This window comes from Chelatococcus caeni (assembly GCF_014196925.1).
In the GTDB taxonomy this organism is placed as follows: domain Bacteria; phylum Pseudomonadota; class Alphaproteobacteria; order Rhizobiales; family Beijerinckiaceae; genus Chelatococcus_A; species Chelatococcus_A caeni.
Genome location: NZ_JACIEN010000008.1, coordinates 122,308 through 137,270, shown reverse-complemented (window position 1 = coordinate 137,270; position 14,963 = coordinate 122,308). Strand labels below are relative to the sequence as shown.

At 67.6% G+C, this 14,963-nt stretch carries 13 protein-coding genes, 1 tRNA gene and 2 pseudogenes; 9 read left to right on the top strand and 7 right to left on the bottom strand.

Going from position 1 to position 14,963, the window contains the following annotated elements; translation table 11 throughout:
* Positions 1 to 173: 173 nt before the first annotated feature.
* The gene (locus GGR16_RS23535) at positions 174 to 512 is read left to right on the top strand and encodes a hypothetical protein (RefSeq protein WP_019404235.1); all 339 of its coding nucleotides are present in this window, start codon (positions 174 to 176) and stop codon (positions 510 to 512) included.
* A 6-nt stretch (positions 513 to 518) separates the two neighbouring features.
* Here GGR16_RS23535 and GGR16_RS23530 read toward each other — a convergent pair whose 3' ends face one another.
* Both GGR16_RS23530 and GGR16_RS23525 read right to left on the bottom strand, forming a co-directional pair.
* On the bottom strand, positions 519 to 824 hold the full coding sequence (locus tag GGR16_RS23530) for a putative quinol monooxygenase (RefSeq protein ID WP_019404236.1): 306 nt from the start codon (positions 822 to 824) through the stop codon (positions 519 to 521).
* A 107-nt stretch (positions 825 to 931) separates the two neighbouring features.
* Complete coding sequence (locus tag GGR16_RS23525) at positions 932 to 1,405, bottom strand: GNAT family N-acetyltransferase (RefSeq protein ID WP_183318538.1); 474 nt, start codon at positions 1,403 to 1,405, stop codon at positions 932 to 934.
* Positions 1,406 to 1,803: 398 nt separating this feature from the next.
* Here GGR16_RS23525 and GGR16_RS23520 point away from each other — a divergent pair, with 398 nt between their 5' ends.
* Positions 1,804 to 2,136, top strand: coding sequence for a DUF6968 family protein (locus tag GGR16_RS23520; RefSeq protein WP_183318536.1), 333 nt, complete (start codon positions 1,804 to 1,806; stop codon positions 2,134 to 2,136).
* A 34-nt stretch (positions 2,137 to 2,170) separates the two neighbouring features.
* Here GGR16_RS23520 and GGR16_RS23515 read toward each other — a convergent pair whose 3' ends face one another.
* Positions 2,171 to 2,581 carry an ArsR/SmtB family transcription factor gene (locus GGR16_RS23515; protein ID WP_183318534.1) on the bottom strand — a complete coding sequence of 137 codons (411 nt, stop codon included), beginning with the start codon at positions 2,579 to 2,581 and terminating at the stop codon, positions 2,171 to 2,173.
* A gap of 51 nt (positions 2,582 to 2,632) precedes the next feature.
* Between GGR16_RS23515 and GGR16_RS23510 the strand changes: the two genes are divergently transcribed.
* From GGR16_RS23510 to GGR16_RS23500, 3 genes and pseudogenes are all read left to right on the top strand, one after another.
* Complete coding sequence (locus GGR16_RS23510; protein ID WP_183318532.1) at positions 2,633 to 3,100, top strand: SRPBCC family protein; 468 nt, start codon at positions 2,633 to 2,635, stop codon at positions 3,098 to 3,100.
* A gap of 185 nt (positions 3,101 to 3,285) precedes the next feature.
* On the top strand, positions 3,286 to 3,906 hold the full coding sequence (locus GGR16_RS23505; protein ID WP_082312405.1) for a GNAT family N-acetyltransferase: 621 nt from the start codon (positions 3,286 to 3,288) through the stop codon (positions 3,904 to 3,906).
* 258 nt (positions 3,907 to 4,164) lie between these two features.
* A pseudogene (locus GGR16_RS23500) lies at positions 4,165 to 4,626 on the top strand (DNA adenine methylase); the annotation flags it as partial.
* A gap of 134 nt (positions 4,627 to 4,760) precedes the next feature.
* Here GGR16_RS23500 and GGR16_RS23495 read toward each other — a convergent pair.
* Positions 4,761 to 4,850 (bottom strand) — tRNA-Ser (locus GGR16_RS23495).
* A 287-nt stretch (positions 4,851 to 5,137) separates the two neighbouring features.
* On the opposite strand from GGR16_RS23495, the gene GGR16_RS23490 reads away from it, so the two are divergent.
* Together GGR16_RS23490 and GGR16_RS23485 are read left to right on the top strand one after the other, a co-directional pair.
* Positions 5,138 to 5,458 (top strand): hypothetical protein, encoded by a 321-nt coding sequence (locus GGR16_RS23490; protein WP_019404241.1) that lies wholly within the window; start codon positions 5,138 to 5,140, stop codon positions 5,456 to 5,458.
* A 268-nt stretch (positions 5,459 to 5,726) separates the two neighbouring features.
* Complete coding sequence (locus GGR16_RS23485) at positions 5,727 to 6,476, top strand: sulfite exporter TauE/SafE family protein (protein WP_183318530.1); 750 nt, start codon at positions 5,727 to 5,729, stop codon at positions 6,474 to 6,476.
* 9 nt (positions 6,477 to 6,485) lie between these two features.
* Here GGR16_RS23485 and mepA read toward each other — a convergent pair whose 3' ends face one another.
* Positions 6,486 to 7,412, bottom strand: a complete 927-nt coding sequence (gene mepA, locus GGR16_RS23480) for a penicillin-insensitive murein endopeptidase (RefSeq protein WP_019404243.1) — start codon at positions 7,410 to 7,412, stop codon at positions 6,486 to 6,488.
* A gap of 120 nt (positions 7,413 to 7,532) precedes the next feature.
* On the opposite strand from mepA, the gene GGR16_RS23475 reads away from it, so the two are divergent.
* Complete coding sequence (locus tag GGR16_RS23475; protein ID WP_026015490.1) at positions 7,533 to 8,627, top strand: ATP-dependent DNA helicase; 1,095 nt, start codon at positions 7,533 to 7,535, stop codon at positions 8,625 to 8,627.
* A 7-nt stretch (positions 8,628 to 8,634) separates the two neighbouring features.
* Here the strand turns inward: GGR16_RS23475 and GGR16_RS23470 are convergent, their stop codons facing one another.
* On the bottom strand, positions 8,635 to 10,479 hold the full coding sequence (locus GGR16_RS23470) for an SLC13 family permease (protein WP_019404245.1): 1,845 nt from the start codon (positions 10,477 to 10,479) through the stop codon (positions 8,635 to 8,637).
* Between the two features lie 107 nt (positions 10,480 to 10,586).
* On the opposite strand from GGR16_RS23470, the gene GGR16_RS23465 reads away from it, so the two are divergent.
* Positions 10,587 to 11,711 carry an anhydro-N-acetylmuramic acid kinase gene (locus GGR16_RS23465; protein WP_183318527.1) on the top strand — a complete coding sequence of 375 codons (1,125 nt, stop codon included), beginning with the start codon at positions 10,587 to 10,589 and terminating at the stop codon, positions 11,709 to 11,711.
* Positions 11,712 to 11,797: 86 nt separating this feature from the next.
* Here the strand turns inward: GGR16_RS23465 and GGR16_RS23460 are convergent.
* Positions 11,798 to 14,950 (bottom strand): annotated as a pseudogene (locus GGR16_RS23460) (efflux RND transporter permease subunit).
* Positions 14,951 to 14,963: the final 13 nt, after the last annotated feature.

Below are 14,963 nucleotides of genomic sequence, written 5' to 3'. Positions count from 1 at the left end.
CGCCGTCGCGGTTGACGCGGCGGCGCGGGCGTGGACAGACTGTCGGCAACAGTGCGATCCGCGCGGCCCGCAGGGTGCCGGTCCGGCTACCCCGAGGTCGTCCGGCGTCTGTCGCCAGCGTTGCCTTATCCGCGTAGCCTTGCCCGCGTAGCCTTGCCCGAGTTGTCGCGCCCATGCCCTTCTTCGACGACATCTATGCAGCCAAGCTGCGCGGCAATCTCGGCCTCGCCGATGCCGAATCAGTGATCGACCTGCGCGGCGTGGCCCGCCAGCGGGCGCTCGCGTCCATCAAGGAGATGCTGGAGCGCAGCCGCTTCGCCGCGGGAAAATCCGTCGCCGTGCTCATCGACCCGGCCTCGCCGACGAGCGGAGAGACCCTGTTCCAGCCCGTCGGCCGCCTTCTGCTCGAGGCGCGGCGCAAGGGCTGGGTCGAGCGGCTCACGCCGCTTCCGGCTCGCGACGGCGCCGGTTTCTACGTCGCGCTTTCGGGCCGGCCCGACAACGGCGATTGAACGCCGTCAGCCGGCGTCCTCCGGCAGGCCCGCGCCGGCGATGGGCAGGGTCTCGTGGCGGTTGCGGAAACCCGCGATCAGCGGCCGCGCCTCGGCGATGGCGGCCTTGACCGCCGGCAGGTCGAGCGAAGCGGCGTGGCTGTCCCTGTCCTTCCACACCTCCGTCACCCACAGGGCGTCGGCATCCTCCATGTCATAGGCGACGACATAGCTGATGCAGCCCGGCATGTCGGCCGTGCCCTCGACGAGGATGGCCGCCAGCCTGTCGCGCGCGCCGGGCGTGGCGATGATCTGGCCGAGCAGTCCGTACATGGCGTCGCCTCCCCCGAGAATGCCGGTGTGACGTCAGGTTAGGGCGGGCGGAGGGGGCTGGCAATCGAGGGGCGGCGCCTGTGCGTGCGCCGCCCCTCCGGTCAGTTTCAGAACCGGTATTCCATGACGACCTCGCCCCCGATGACAGCGCCGGTGCACCGGAAACCGAAGCTCTCGTAGATCCGGCGCGCCCGCTCGTTCTCGGGATGCACGCCCAGGACGACGCAGGGGCAGTCGGGCAGCCGCGAGAGCTGCTCGACGATTTGCCCCAGGGCAGCCCGCCCATATCCCTTGCCCTGGAACCGAGCATCGATCATCAGGCGATAGATCCAGTAGTTCCCGTCGTCCTCATCGCGTGCATACATGGCGAACCCGACGGGCTCACCTGCCGCGGTTATGATGAGCGGCACGCAGGCACCATTGTCTTCTGCTTCCTCAAGCGATTCCGCGTTGCTCGCGATATACGCCGCCTGGTGCGGATGGGGCCGCAACGACAAGATCGAGCGATAGTCCTCACGCTTCGGTGGTCTGACAGTAACGGCGGCGCGCACTTCGGCAGCCCGCTGCTCGATGTCTTTCATGAACAATTCCGGAGTTGTTCGCGCGATCGCCACCCTTTGCCCGGAGTGGGATCGGCCGACGTGGCAATGCACACCGTTCTTCTCAAGCCCGCGGGGGCCGAGCAGAACCGGTGACTGGTGAACTGGCTCAGAAGGGATCGGGCGCGACCGGGCCTAACGCCTGTCGCTCTGACCGATGCCAGCGAGCGCGCTTGGGGCAGAAGTCCTGGACATGAGCGCGCCTCCCTGGTTCGCATTGCACGTCGCAGGGGGCTAGCCGATTGGGCGATGGCTTGCAAGCATGGGCCCTGTTGCGGCCCGATCCGATCACATTCCCGGTTTGGACGCCGTGCGGGCTGCGCGACAGGGGAATTGCTTGGCAGTCAAAATCATTCCGCCGCTGAATTACTGAGGACACAATGATTATCATCACGCATGAGTTGTTTCTGCGCACCGAAGAGGGCGAGAAGACCATCGGAATTTCCGTCCACAAGCCGGTGGCAGCGGGGCCCTCATGGTCATGTCGCTATGAAATCGATTGGCCTGAAGGCAAGCAGGATCGGAAGGCCGTGGGGTTCGACGCCTTGCAAGCTCTTGTTCTGGCGCTGCAAATGATCGGAGCCGACATATACACGAGCGCTTACCACCGTGAAGGACGCTTGCGAGCGTATGAGAAGGAGCGCGGCTACGGCTTCCCGGTCCCGTCGTCGCTGCGCGATATGCTCGTCGGCGCCGATGCCGTCGCGTTTTAGCGGATTAGGTGCGCGCTTGCGACGAGGAGGCGGATCATCGGCGGCGGCTGGCCAAACCGTTTGGGCGGTCGCCCTCGCTCTGCGCCGCATCCGTTTGTTCAAGCGTACGAGGAGCTTTTGCCTCCTGCTCGCTCGTCCGCTTGAGTCGACTGAGCATGGACGCGGCATAGGCCGCATAAGGGCCGATCCAGCGCTCATGGATTGCGTGGATCGGCAGGGCATCAAGGTGGTTCCAACGCTCGCGCCCGCGCCGCTCGACCACCACGACGCCCGCGTCCTCCAGCACCTTCAGATGCTGCATCACCGTGCATCGGTCGAGTTCCGGCACGAGGTCGCACAGCATACCTGTCGTGCGAGGGCCGGCCTTGAGCGCATCGAGAATGCGCCTGCGTGAGCGATGGGCCAGCGCCTTGAACAGTCGGTCGTCTTCGTCGTCGGTTGACATGTTATATTTTTATAACATATTTCTGCTGGAAGCAGCAAGGGAGACCTGGCCATGGACCCGAAGTTCACGATCACGGGCCGCATCGCAAAACCCGTCGCAGAGGTCTTCGAAGCGGTCGTCAACCCGGATCACCTCACCGAATACTTCACGACGGGAGGCGCAAAGGGGCGGCTCGAAGCAGGCGCGGTGGTTACATGGGACTTTCACGACTTTCCCGGGGCGTTTCCCGTCCACGTGGTGGAAGTCGAGAAAGACAGGCGCATCGTCCTTCGATGGGACGGCGTGGAGAAGGCAGTCCCAACGGATGCCTCCGGCGCTCGCAGGACGACCGTCACCATGACGTTCGAGCCGACCGACGACGGTCGCACGCTCGTCCGGATTTCCGAACACGGCTGGCTGGAGACGCCGGAAGGGCTTTCAGCCTCGTATGGCAATTGCGAGGGCTGGACGGGAATGCTCTGCGCCATGAAGGCCTGGCTCGAACACGGCATCAAGCTTCGTGAGGGGTTCTACAAGTAGCGGGGCAGGCGGCCAGCGGCTTTGCGGGCCGAATGGCAATACATGGCGGCGCTCTGCCATCCGCATCCGACGGGGGGGAATTTCTTGGCGGCGTCCGAAAGCAGTCATTCGCCTGTGGTTAGAAGCCTTTAGCCAACGGGAAAACGCTATACCGAAACTGAGCAAAGGCCTGCCAGGAAGGCACGATGATAAATATCCGCCCAGTCAAGTCTGCAGACATTGAAGCGCTGTATGCTGTATCTCTCCTCACTGGTTTTGAGGGACGAGATGCTTCACATCTCTATGATGACCCAAAGATGATGGGTCACATCTACGCCGCGCCTTACGCAGTGCTTGAGCCTCAGCTTGCGCTAGTTATCGAGGACTCCCAAGGTATCGCAGGTTTCGCTGTTGGAGTAATCGACACAAAAGAGTGGGAAGATCGTCTGGAAAGAGAATGGTGGCCGCAACTTCGGCTGCGCTATGCCGATCCACCTGAAGCGTCACGGGACGTGTGGACGCCGGACGAGCGGCGGGCATCCATGATCCACCACCCGACGCGAACGCCAGCAGGCGTGGTTGGCAAGTATCCGGCCCATCTTCACCTGAAGATTTCGCCCCGTATTCAAGGGGGTGGGTTTGGCTCAAAGCTGTTCGATAAATGGCGAAGCATTGCGGTGCAGCAAGGTGCCAAAGGTATTCATGTCGGGGTCAATCGCGCGAATACGCGAGCGATCCGCTTCTGGGGAAGGCTTGGCTTTGGGGAGCTGACCATCGAGGGGGCAGCAAAAGCGCGAACGGTTTGGATGGGCAACAGCACAAGCTAGCGCCCGCTATGGGCTCTCCTTAGCCGTTTATCGCGCCGAAAGCGCATGCCGAAGGCTTTGCCCAACCCGGCGAAGCGCGCAGCGCGAAGTAGGATGGGGGCCGAGAACGAAGAAGCAGAGAACTATGTCTACATCATTAACGTGCTAGGGAGCTCCTTAATACCTCCTTAGCAATGTCGGCATGGGTGAGGAAACTGTTGTCGTCCGACAGTCTGAGCTATGGAGAGCCTCTGAGCGCCCGATCAAAGGCAACGTGCGGCTCGCTTCCTCTATCTGGAGCGCCTCTCGTTTGGCGGCAAGGTGGCCGGTCGGGTGTTCGGCATCGACACCCAGGCGCCGGGCCGTTTCGACGTGCGCAAGCTGGGGCCACTCTTGGAGGCGGCACATGAACGCCTCGCTGGTGTCTGGATCGAGTGCCTGCCGTGGCGGCAGTTTATCGAGCGCTGGGACCGTCCGGGCACGTTGTTCTATCTCGACCCGCCGTACTGGGGCACCGAGCACTACTACGGCCGGGAGCTGTTCGGGCGCGACGAGTTCTCCGAGATGGCAGCCGTTTTGAGGGGCCTTCAAGGCCGCTTCATCCTCACGCTGAACGACGTGCCCGACGTCCGGGAACTATTCTCATGGGCACGGATCGAGACGGCCGAATTGACCTACACGGCAGGCGGGAATGGCGCGGCCAAATCCGTGCGCGAGGTGATCATCCGAGGGCCGTCTTGAGGGCGCGGCGCGCGCTCGCATGTGATGTTGCGCAGAGTCGCACGCGATTTTGCGCGCTACAGTCGAGCATCGGGCAACAGCGTCGAATTGACGGTTCGCCATACCACCTAGCGGTGTGCTGCAATCAGCGGTAATGGCGGAGAGAGAGGGATTCGAACCCTCGATACGGTTGCCCGTATACACGCGTTCCAGGCGTGCGCCTTCAACCACTCGGCCACCTCTCCGGGTCCGGATGCGCGCCCGTTGGTCGGTTAGCCGACATGGGGCGCGTTCGGATGGGGCGCGTTATATAGCCCGTCGGGCGGCGAGCGCAAGGCGTTCCGGCGGCAATTCACCGATGCCGTCGATTTGATTGCATGGAATGCCGCGCCCGGTGATAGATGGAACGGAAACGGGCGGTCGGAGCAGGCGCGGCGGCATCGGCTGTCACTGCCGTCTCGGGGCCGTTCCGCCCATTCCGGCTGGCGGTGTGGTGCCGCGGCCGTCTTGTCGAAGCGTTCACGGGTGCAAGATGCGGTTCGTCCTGCGGGTTGTCGGTTTTCTGGTGATCGTCGCCGGCTTCGTGTCCTTCGTCATCGACAGCACGCGCGGCATCGCCAACGGGCATTTCGATTTCACCCCACTCGGGGCGACGCTCTTTGCCCTGTTGCCGCACAGCTTCCCGCTCATCGAACCGGCGGTGGCGCGGCATATTCATCCCTTCCTCTGGGATCCGGTGCTGCTCACCCTCTTCACGACGCCGACCTGGGTCGTGGCGCTCGTCATCGGCGTCCTCGCCATGTGGATCGGCCGGCGCAAGCCCGAGCCCATCGGCTTTGCCACCGACCGCTGAGGCGCGTCACGAAAGCTTGAGCGTCCCCGGCCTCGTGATGGTGGTTGCCCCTTCCTACATGATGGGGTGCCTGTTTCGAGCAGTCCGACGGCCGTTGCGGCGTCGCTGCACGGGCGTATCGTGCCCGACCGGCCTGGTGGCAGGTGTATAATACGATGTTAAATGTGAAAATCGTAAATTAACAAAATAATTGAGTTCATAAGCGTCCGCGGTATGGTGCTGCGGGCGCGGCGGATGAAGGCCACGCCGGGGCGACTGCGGGGCATTCATGGTCTCCGATTTTCTTCTTCTCGCGCTCGTCGGCTTCTGCGCGCAGCTGGTCGACGGGGCGCTCGGCATGGCCTTCGGCCTCATCTCGACATCGGCCCTGCTGGCGCTGGGCGTGCCGCCGGCCCATGCGAGCGCGGCCGTGCATACGGCGGAGCTGGCGACGACGGCCGTGTCCGGCGTGTCCCACCTGGCGCACGGCAACATCGACAGGCGCCTGCTCGTGCGCCTCGCGCTCGCCGGCGCGGCGGGGGGCAGCCTCGGCGCCTTCGTCCTGTCCAATGTCGAGGGCAGCGCCATCCGTCCCTTCGTCGCGGCCTATCTCCTCGTCATGGGCGGGCTCATCCTCCTGCGCGTCGCACGCTCGGCGCGTAGGACCGACATTTCGCCGGCGGGCGCCGCGCCGCTCGGCCTCGTCGGCGGCTTCCTCGACGCCATCGGCGGAGGCGGCTGGGGGCCGATGGTCACCTCGACGCTGATCGGCTCCGGCCATGCGCCGCGCAAGGTCATCGGCTCGGTCAACGCGTCGGAGTTCTTCGTCACGGCGGCCATCTCGGCGACGTTCTTCGGCCAGCTCGGCGCCACGCACCTGTGGAACGTCGCCGGCCTCATCGTCGGCGGCGTGCTGGCGGCGCCGCTCGCCGGCTACCTCGTCAAGCGCATCCGGCCGGAGCCGTTGATGATCGCGGTCGGGCTCGTCATCTCGCTGCTGGCGCTGCGCGAGCTCGCCATCGCCTTCAAGGTGTTCTGAGCACCGTTCCTATTGCGCCACGAGGACCGATCGGCAGGCTGCCGGCAGGTCGTCCAGGGTCAGGGGCGGGGCGGGGCGCGTGGGCTTCGGATGGCGTGCCTCGTCGGAGAACCACCAGGCGAGCTCCTTGCCGCAGCCGTCGTCCTTCGGCGGCGGCGCCTGCGGGCGACAATCCGCCTCGCCAGGCGGGCAGGCAAGGCGGATGTGGAAATGGTAGTTGTGGCCGTATGTCGGCCGCACCGTCGCGAGCCATGCCCTGTCCCGCCCGGCCTCGCGGCACAGGGCCTTCTTGATGGCGGGGTTGACGAAGACGCGCTCCACCGCCGGCTCCTTCGCGACGGCGCGGATGAGCGCGGTGTGCGCCTTCGTCCAGGCCGTGGGGTCGACGTCGTTCCAGTCGCCGGCGACGACATTGGTGGCGGAGATCTCGTCGCGCTCGGCGAGCGACAGGCGCCGCGACGGCATCGGCGTCAGCCACACGTCGGCATCGAGGCCGACCTGGTGGGAGGCGTGGCCGGTCAGCATCGGGCCGCCGCGCGGTTGCGAGATGTCGCCGACGAGCAGGCCCGGCCAGCCGTTGATCTCCGGCACGCGCGCCGAGAGGCGCTCGAGGAAGGCGATGAGGGCCGGGTGCCCCCAGTTGCGGTTGCGCGAAGTGCGCATCACCTGCCATGTCTCGCCGTCGACCGGCAGGGCGCTGGCGCCGGCGAGGCAGCCGCGCGAATAGAAGCCGATGGCGCGGGCGGCAAGGGGGGCGGCGCTCGTCTGCGTGCCGAAGAAGCGCTTGGCGGCATCCTCGGGCAGGGATTTCAACGCGGCCGCACGCCGAGCCGCCTCCTGGCGCGCGTTTTCCTGCGCATGGACGGGCATCACCCAGGCGGGCGCCAGCGCAAGGACGGCGAGGAGGATGACGAACGGCAGGCGGGCAGGGTGCATGGTGACGATCCCGGTTGCGAATCACCTCGATTGAGTATGACCAGAATGGCCCGGAATGCGGCCGCGATGCGCCTCGAGGGCGCCGCGGGCGCGAGGGTGAACGGAAGGAAGGATGCCGCCATGGCTTGGTCGCCGCAACAGGACGAGGCGCTCGCCGCCGTCGCCGCCTGGCTGCGCCGCAAGGACACGCAGGTGTTCCGCCTGTTCGGCTATGCCGGCACGGGCAAGACGACGCTGGCGCGCCACCTCGCCGAGGGGGTAGACGGCGGGGTCATCTTCGGCGCCTTCACGGGCAAGGCGGCCTCCGTGCTGAGGGCCAAGGGCTGCCCCGGCGCGGCGACCCTGCACAGCCTCATCTACCGCACGCGCGAGACCGAGGGTGAAAGCCCGACCTTCGTCCTCAACCGCGACAGCCCGGCCGCCAAGGCGGCGCTCATCGTCATCGACGAGTGCTCGATGGTGGACGAGGATCTGGGCAAGGACCTCCTGTCCTTCGGCACGCCGGTGCTGGTGCTGGGCGACCCGGCGCAGCTGCCGCCGGTCAAGGGCGGGGGCTTCTTCACCGAGGCGGAGCCCGACGTGATGCTGACGGAGGTGCACCGGCAGGCGCGTGACAACCCCATCATCCGCATGTCGATGGCGGTGCGCGAGGGCGAGGGGCTGTCGCACGGCACCTATGGCGAGAGCCGCATCATCGGCAAGCGCGACATCGATGCCGAGGCCGTCATGCGCGCCGACCAGGTGCTCGTCGGCCTCAACCGCACGCGCCGGGCCTACAACAACCGCATCCGCAACCTCATGGGCTTTCGCGACGCCATGCCGGCGGCGGGCGAGAAGCTCGTCTGCCTGCGCAACAACAAGCAGAAGGGCCTGCTCAACGGCGGCACCTGGCTGATCAAGGAATTCGCGACCTCGCGCTCGAAGAAGGCGGTGGTGACGATGCGCGTGCAGTCCGAGGAAGATGCGCGCAACGTCGTCAAGGTGTCCGTGCCGCAGGAGTTCTTCGACGGGCGGGAGGAGGAGCTGACGCCGCAGATGCGGCGCGAGTTCGAGGAGTTCACCTACGGCTATGCGCTGACCGTGCACAAGGCGCAGGGCTCGCAGTGGGACGACATCGTGCTCTTCGACGAATCCTTCGCCTTCCGCGAGCACCGCAGCCGCTGGCTCTACACCGGCATCACCCGCGCCGCCGAGCGCCTGACGCTGGTGATGTGAGCCCCTACTACAGCGGCCAGACGATCAGCAGCATCGGCACCGAGACGGCGAGCACCACGACCTCGAGCGGCAGGCCCATGCGCCAGTAGTCCGAGAAGCGGAAGCCGCCCGGGCCCATGATGAGCGTGTTGTTCTTGTGCCCGATGGGCGTGAGGAAGGCGCAGGAGGCGGCGATAGCGACACCCATCAGGAAGGTGTCGGGATTGACGTCGAGCTCACGCGCAAGCCCGATGGCGACGGGCCCGGTGATGACCATGGTGGCGACGTTGTTGAGGACGTCCGACAGCGTCATGGTCGCCACCATGATGGCGACGAGCGCGACGACGGGCGAATAGTCGCTCGTCAGGGTGACGATGCCTTCGGCGATGAGCGCGGTGCCGCCCACCTCCTCGAAGGCCGCGCCGATGGGCAGGAGGAAGGCCAGCATGACGACGATCGGCCATTCGATCTGCAGGTAGAACTCGCGCGCCGGCACGATGCCGAGCGCCGCATAGGCAGCGACCGCCATGGCGATGGCGATGGTGAAGGAGACGACGCCGAGGGAGGCGGCCGCGATGGCGGCGGCGAACAGGCCGATGGTGATCGCCACCCTGCCCGGCGAGGTGCCGGCGACGCTCGCGCGGCTGAGCGGGATGACGCCGAGCAGGTCGAGCGTCGCGCTGTCGGTGCCGCGGCCGGTCAGGAGAAGCACGTCCCCGGCTGCGATGTAATTGTCGTGCACACCCCTGCGGGTGAGGGTGCCCGCGCGGGCGATGCCGAGCAGCGTGACGCCGAAGCGGGGCCTGAGGCGCATCGCGCCGGCCGAGCGGCCGACGAGCAGCGAATCGGCCCGCACCACCGCCTCCACCACCTCCGGTCCCTTGTCGCGCTGCTCCTCCTCCTCGCCCTCGGATTTCCTGTCTTCCTTCCTGCCGCTGCGCTGTCCGGTTCTTCCGGCGGGCTGGTCGGCCTTCCCCTCGGCGCTCCCGTCCTGTTCGCCCGGCTGCTGCATGTCGAGCGCCTTGATGAAGGCGGCGATGGCGTCGCTCGAGCCCTTGAGGCGCAGCTTGTCGCCGGCCGCAATGGCCGGCATGCGCGTGCGCGGCAGCTTGCGCCCCTCGCGCACGAGGCCGAGCACGATGACGTCGGCGGTGCGGGCTTCCTCGTCGATGTCCGCCGCATGGCGGTCGATGGCGGCGGAACCTTCCGGCACGCTCACCTCCGCCTCGAAGGAGGACGGCTTCGTCGCGGCGGCCTGGTCGGCGCGGCGCGGCACGAGGCGCCAGCCGACGAGCGCCACGAAGGCGAGGCCGGCGATGGCGACCGCGCCGCCGACGGGAGCGAAGTCGAACATGCCGTAGGGACTGCCGAGCAGGCGCTCGCGGATGCCGGAGGCGATGATGTTCGGCGGCGTGCCGATCAGCGTCACCATGCCGCCGAGGATGGTGGCGAAGGCGAGCGGCATCAGCGTGACGCCGGGCGGGCGACCTGCCTTGCGCGCCGCCTCGACGTCGATGGGCATCAGAAGGGCCAGCGCGGCGACATTGTTGATGATCGCCGAGAGCGCCGCCCCGATGCCGCCGGTCATGGCGATATGCCGGCTCGTGGGGCGGTGGTCGCTGACGAGCCGCCGCGTGACGAGCGTCAGCGCGCCGGAGTTCTCGAAGGCGCGCGAGACGATGAGCACGAGCGCGACGATGACGACCGCGGGATCGGCAAAGCCGGAAAAGGCCTTCTCCTGCGGCACCAGGCCGAGCATCACCGCCACCAGCAGTCCGCTCGCCGCCACCAGATCGTAGCGCAGGCGCCCCCACAGCAGCATGGACAGGATGGCGCCGAACAGGGCAAAGAGCAGGATCTGGTCGAGGGTCATCGAGGCTCCCTGGGTCTTGCTGATCTCGGACCATGGCAGAACGGGCGCCGTGCGACAAAGGTTCGGCCGGCGCTCCCGACGACGCGAGCGGCATGGAGATGGCAGGGATGGATGCGAAGCCGGTCTGGGCCATCGGCCTGATGACGGGGACCGCCCTCGACGGGCAGATCGACATCGCGGCGGTGCGCACAGACGGCGAGCGGATCGATGCGCTCGGGCCCTATGCGCTGTCGCCCTATCCCGCTGCGGTGCAGGCCCTGCTGCCGCAGGCGGTCGCGGCGGCGCGGGCGTGGAACTTCACCGGGCCCGAGCCGGCGATCTTCGCCGAGGCGGAGGCGGCGCTGACGCGCGCGCAGGCCGAGGCGGTGAGGGCCTTCATGGGCCTGCATGGCCTCGCTGCGGCGGATGTGGCGGCGGTCGGCTTCCATGGCCAGACCATGCTGCATCGGGCGCCGCAGCCGGGACGGCCGGGGGACACGCGCCAGCTCGGGGATGGCGCCCTGATGGCGGGGATCGTCGGCGTGCCCGTCGTCTTCGACTTCCGCACCGCCGACGTGCGGGCCGGCGGGCAGGGGGCGCCGCTCGCGGCGAGCTATCACGCCGCCCTGCTGCGGCGCGCGGGCCTCGGGCCGGAAGCGGCGGTGCTCAACCTCGGCGGCGTGGCGAATGTCACCTGGTGCGGCGGCGGGGATGAGCTCGTCGCCTTCGACACCGGTCCGGCCAACGGCCCGCTCAACGACTGGATGACAGAGCACGGCGCCGGCGCGATGGATGTCGACGGCGCGGCCGCACGGCGCGGCCGGGTGGACGAGACGCGGCTCGCGCGGCTTCTCGACCATCCCTATCTCGCCGCGCCCTACCCGAAGTCGCTCGACCGCTACGATTTCACGGCCGCGATGGCGGAAGGCCTGACGCTGGACGACGGGGCGGCGACGCTGACCGCCTTCACCGCCGCGGCGGTCGGGCGCGGGCTCGACCTCCTGCCGCGCCGGCCGGACAGGCTCGTGCTGTGCGGCGGCGGGCGCCGCAACCCCGCCCTCGTTTCGGCCATCGCCGAACGGGCGGGCGTCACGGCTGTGATGGCGGAGGATGCGGGCTGGCGCGGCGATGCGGTGGAGGCGGAGTGCTTCGCCTTCCTCGCCGTGCGGCGCCTCCGGGGGCTGCCGATCAGCTTCCCGACGACGACGGGCGTGCCGCAGTCGATGGCGGGCGGGCAGGTGGCGATGCCGTAAGGGGCCTTGGTGGATCGGCTACCGCGTCCCCTCCCCGCAAGGGGAGGGGGGCAGCGAGCGTCGTTCCTGGATCTTGGGAAAACCGCCTATTCTGCCGCGATCGGCAGCGGCAGCGTGCCCTGCACCTCCTCGGCCGCCTCTTCCTCCTCGGCCCCGCCGCGCTCGGCGAGATGCTTGCGGAACCACAGGGCGTAGAGCGCGGGCAGGAAGAGCAGGGTGAGGAAGGTGGCGACGAACAGCCCGCCCTTGATGGTGATGGCCATCGGCCCCCAGAAGGCGGAGCGGGACAGCGGGATCATGGCGAGGATGGCGGCAAGCGCCGTCAGGATCACCGGCCGGGCCCGGCGCACCGTCGCTTCGACGATGGCCTCGCGGCGCGCGAGGCCGCCGGCGACGTCGGTCTCGATCTGATCCACCAGGATCACCGTGTTGCGCATGATCATGCCGGCGAGCGCGATGAGGCCGAGCAGCGCCACGAAGCCGAAGGGCCTGTCGAAGACGTTGAGGGCGAGCGAGGCGCCGACGATGCCGAGCGGGGCGGTGAGGAAGACGAGGATCAGCCGCGAGAAGCTCTGCAGCTGGATCATGAGGATCGTCAGCATGACGATCACCATGATCGGGAAGAGCGCGAAGATCGAGGCGTTGCCCTTCTGCGATTCCTCGATGGCGCCGCCGATCTCGAGGCGGTAGCCGGGCTCGAGCTTGTCGCGGATGTCCTTGAGGGCGGGCCAGATCTGGTTGGTCACGTCCGGCGCCTGCATGCCGTCGACGATGTCGGCCCGGGCGGTGATCGCCATGTCGCGGTTGCGCCGCCACAGGATCGGCTCCTCGTGGCCGTAGTCGATGCGCGCCACCTGGGCGAGCGGCACCGCGATGCCGCCGCGCGTGGTGATGGTGAGGTCGGGCAGGCGCGCGAGGTCGAGGCGCTCCTCGGCGACCGCGCGGGCCAGCACCTGGACGCGTTCCGTGCCGTCTCGCACCACCGTCACCGGCGCGCCGGAGATGAGTGTCTGCAGCGACTGGGCGATGTCGGAGACGTTGAGGCCGAGCGCCCGGGCCCGCTCCTGGTCGACGGAGAGGGAGATCGACGGCGTCTTCTCGTTCCAGTCGAGGTGCGGATCGACGACGTTCGGATTGGCGCGCATGACGTCGCGCACCTCGTAGGCGAGGCGGCGCACGGCGTCGGGATCCGGGCCGACGATGCGGAACTGGACGGGGAAGCCGACCGGCGGGCCGAAGTTGAAGCGGTCGACGCGCACCCGCGCCTCCGACAGGGCGCCTCCCGAAAGGGCCTTCTCGATGCGCGCCTTGATGCGCTCGCGCTCCTCGACGCCCTTCGCCACGATGACGATCTCGGCGAAGGCCTCGTTCGGCAGCTGCGGGTTGAGGCCGAGCCAGAAGCGCGGCGAACCCTGCCCGATATAGGTCGTGTAGGTCGCGACGTCGTCGTCGCCCGCGAGCAGGCGCTCAGCCTCCTTCGCCGTCGCCTCGGTGACGCCGATGGCGGTGCCCTCGGGCAGGCGCATCTGGAAGAACAGCTCGGGCCGCTCGGAGAGCGGGAAGAACTGCTGCTGCACCCGGCCGAAGCCGACGATGGAGCCTGCGAAGATGAGGACCGTCGCGATGATGGTGAGCCCGCGCCAGCGCACGCAGAAGCGCACGAGGGCGCGGAAGCGCTCGTAAAGCGGTGTGTGGTAGATGGCGTTCGGGTCGTCGTGGATGCCGTGGCCGTGCTTCTTCGCCATCTTGGCCGCGAAGTCGGGCAGGAGCTTCATGCCGAGATAGGGCGTGAAGATCACGGCGACGAACCAGGACGCGACGAGCGCGATGGCGACGACCCAGAAGATGCCGCCCGCATATTCGCCGACCGAGGAATTGGCGAAGCCGATGGGCAGGAAGCCGGCCGCCGTCACCAGGGTGCCGGTGAGCATGGGAAAGGCGGTGGAGGTCCAGGCGAAGGAGGCGGCCTTCACCCGGTCCCAGCCCTGCTCCATCTTCACCACCATCATCTCGATGGCGATGATGGCGTCGTCGACGAGCAGGCCGAGCGCGATGATAAGGGCGCCGAGCGTGATGCGGTGCAGGTCGAGCCCGATCGCGTACATCGCGATGAAGACGAAGGCGAGCACCAGCGGCACCGACAGGGCGACGACGATGCCCGTGCGCCAGCCGAGCTACAGGAAGCTGACGAGCAGCACGATGCCGAGGGCTTCGGCGAAGACCTTGACGAACTCGCCGACGGCGCCGTCGACGACATGCGGCTGGTCGGCGATGCGCTCGATGTCGACGCCCTGCGGCAACGCCGCGGTGAAACGCGCCATCGCCTCGTCGAGATCCTCCCCGAGCTTCAGGATGTTGCCGCCCTTGGCCATGACGACGCCGACGCCGAGGGCCGGCTCGCCGCGCTGGCGCACCAGGTAGTCGGACGGGTCCTCGAAGCCGCGCGTGACATTGGCGATGTCGCCAAGGCGGAAGGTGCGGCCGTTCGCCTCGACAGGCGTCTCGGCCACGGCCTGCGCCCCGTCGAGCGCGCCGGTGACGCGCAGCGGAATGCGCTGGGCGCCGGTCTCGACCGTGCCGGCCGGCGTCACCGCGTTCTGCCGCTGCAGCGAATCGAACAACACCTGCGGCGACAGGCCGAGGGTCGCGAGGCGCGCGTGGCTGAACTCGACGAAGATCTTCTCGTCCTGCACGCCGTAAAGATTGACCTTGGTGACGTTCGGCACCTTGAGCAGGTGCTGGCGCATCGCCTCGGCCACCCGCTTCATCTGGGCGTAGTCGAGGCCCGCACCGGTGATCATGTAGAGCACCGAATCGACGTCGCCGTATTCGTCGTTGACGTTGGGGCCGATGAGGCTGTCCGGCAGCTCGCTCCTGAGATCGGTCAGCTTCTTGCGCAGCTGATAGAACAGCTCCGGCACCTCGCGCGCCGGCGTGTTGTCCCGGAACGTCACCTGCATCGCCGTGAAGGACGGCTTGGTATAGGTCTGCACCTTGTCGAAATAGGGCAGCTCCTGCAGCTTCTTCTCGATGCGGTCGGCGACCTGCGCCTGCATCTCGGTGGCGGTGGCACCGGGCCAGATGGCGGTGACGACGGCGACCTTGATGGTGAAGGACGGGTCCTCTGCCCGGCCGAGGCGCAGGTAGGAGATCGTGCCGCCGACGGCGAGCGCGAGGATGAAGAAGAGCACGAGCGCCTGATGCGTCACCGCCCAGTGCGAAAGGTTGAAGCGCTGCATGGTGGTGACTCTC

Coding starts and splice junctions, on each gene's coding strand:
- GGR16_RS23535 (WP_019404235.1), top strand. CDS start 174: ATGCCCTTCTTCGACGACATCTATGCAGCCAAGCTGCGCGGCAATCTC.
- GGR16_RS23530 (WP_019404236.1), bottom strand. CDS start 824: ATGTACGGACTGCTCGGCCAGATCATCGCCACGCCCGGCGCGCGCGAC.
- GGR16_RS23525 (WP_183318538.1), bottom strand. CDS start 1,405: ATGAAAGACATCGAGCAGCGGGCTGCCGAAGTGCGCGCCGCCGTTACT.
- GGR16_RS23520 (WP_183318536.1), top strand. CDS start 1,804: ATGATTATCATCACGCATGAGTTGTTTCTGCGCACCGAAGAGGGCGAG.
- GGR16_RS23515 (WP_183318534.1), bottom strand. CDS start 2,581: ATGTCAACCGACGACGAAGACGACCGACTGTTCAAGGCGCTGGCCCAT.
- GGR16_RS23510 (WP_183318532.1), top strand. CDS start 2,633: ATGGACCCGAAGTTCACGATCACGGGCCGCATCGCAAAACCCGTCGCA.
- GGR16_RS23505 (WP_082312405.1), top strand. CDS start 3,286: ATGATAAATATCCGCCCAGTCAAGTCTGCAGACATTGAAGCGCTGTAT.
- GGR16_RS23490 (WP_019404241.1), top strand. CDS start 5,138: ATGCGGTTCGTCCTGCGGGTTGTCGGTTTTCTGGTGATCGTCGCCGGC.
- GGR16_RS23485 (WP_183318530.1), top strand. CDS start 5,727: ATGGTCTCCGATTTTCTTCTTCTCGCGCTCGTCGGCTTCTGCGCGCAG.
- mepA (WP_019404243.1), bottom strand. CDS start 7,412: ATGCACCCTGCCCGCCTGCCGTTCGTCATCCTCCTCGCCGTCCTTGCG.
- GGR16_RS23475 (WP_026015490.1), top strand. CDS start 7,533: ATGGCTTGGTCGCCGCAACAGGACGAGGCGCTCGCCGCCGTCGCCGCC.
- GGR16_RS23470 (WP_019404245.1), bottom strand. CDS start 10,479: ATGACCCTCGACCAGATCCTGCTCTTTGCCCTGTTCGGCGCCATCCTG.
- GGR16_RS23465 (WP_183318527.1), top strand. CDS start 10,587: ATGGATGCGAAGCCGGTCTGGGCCATCGGCCTGATGACGGGGACCGCC.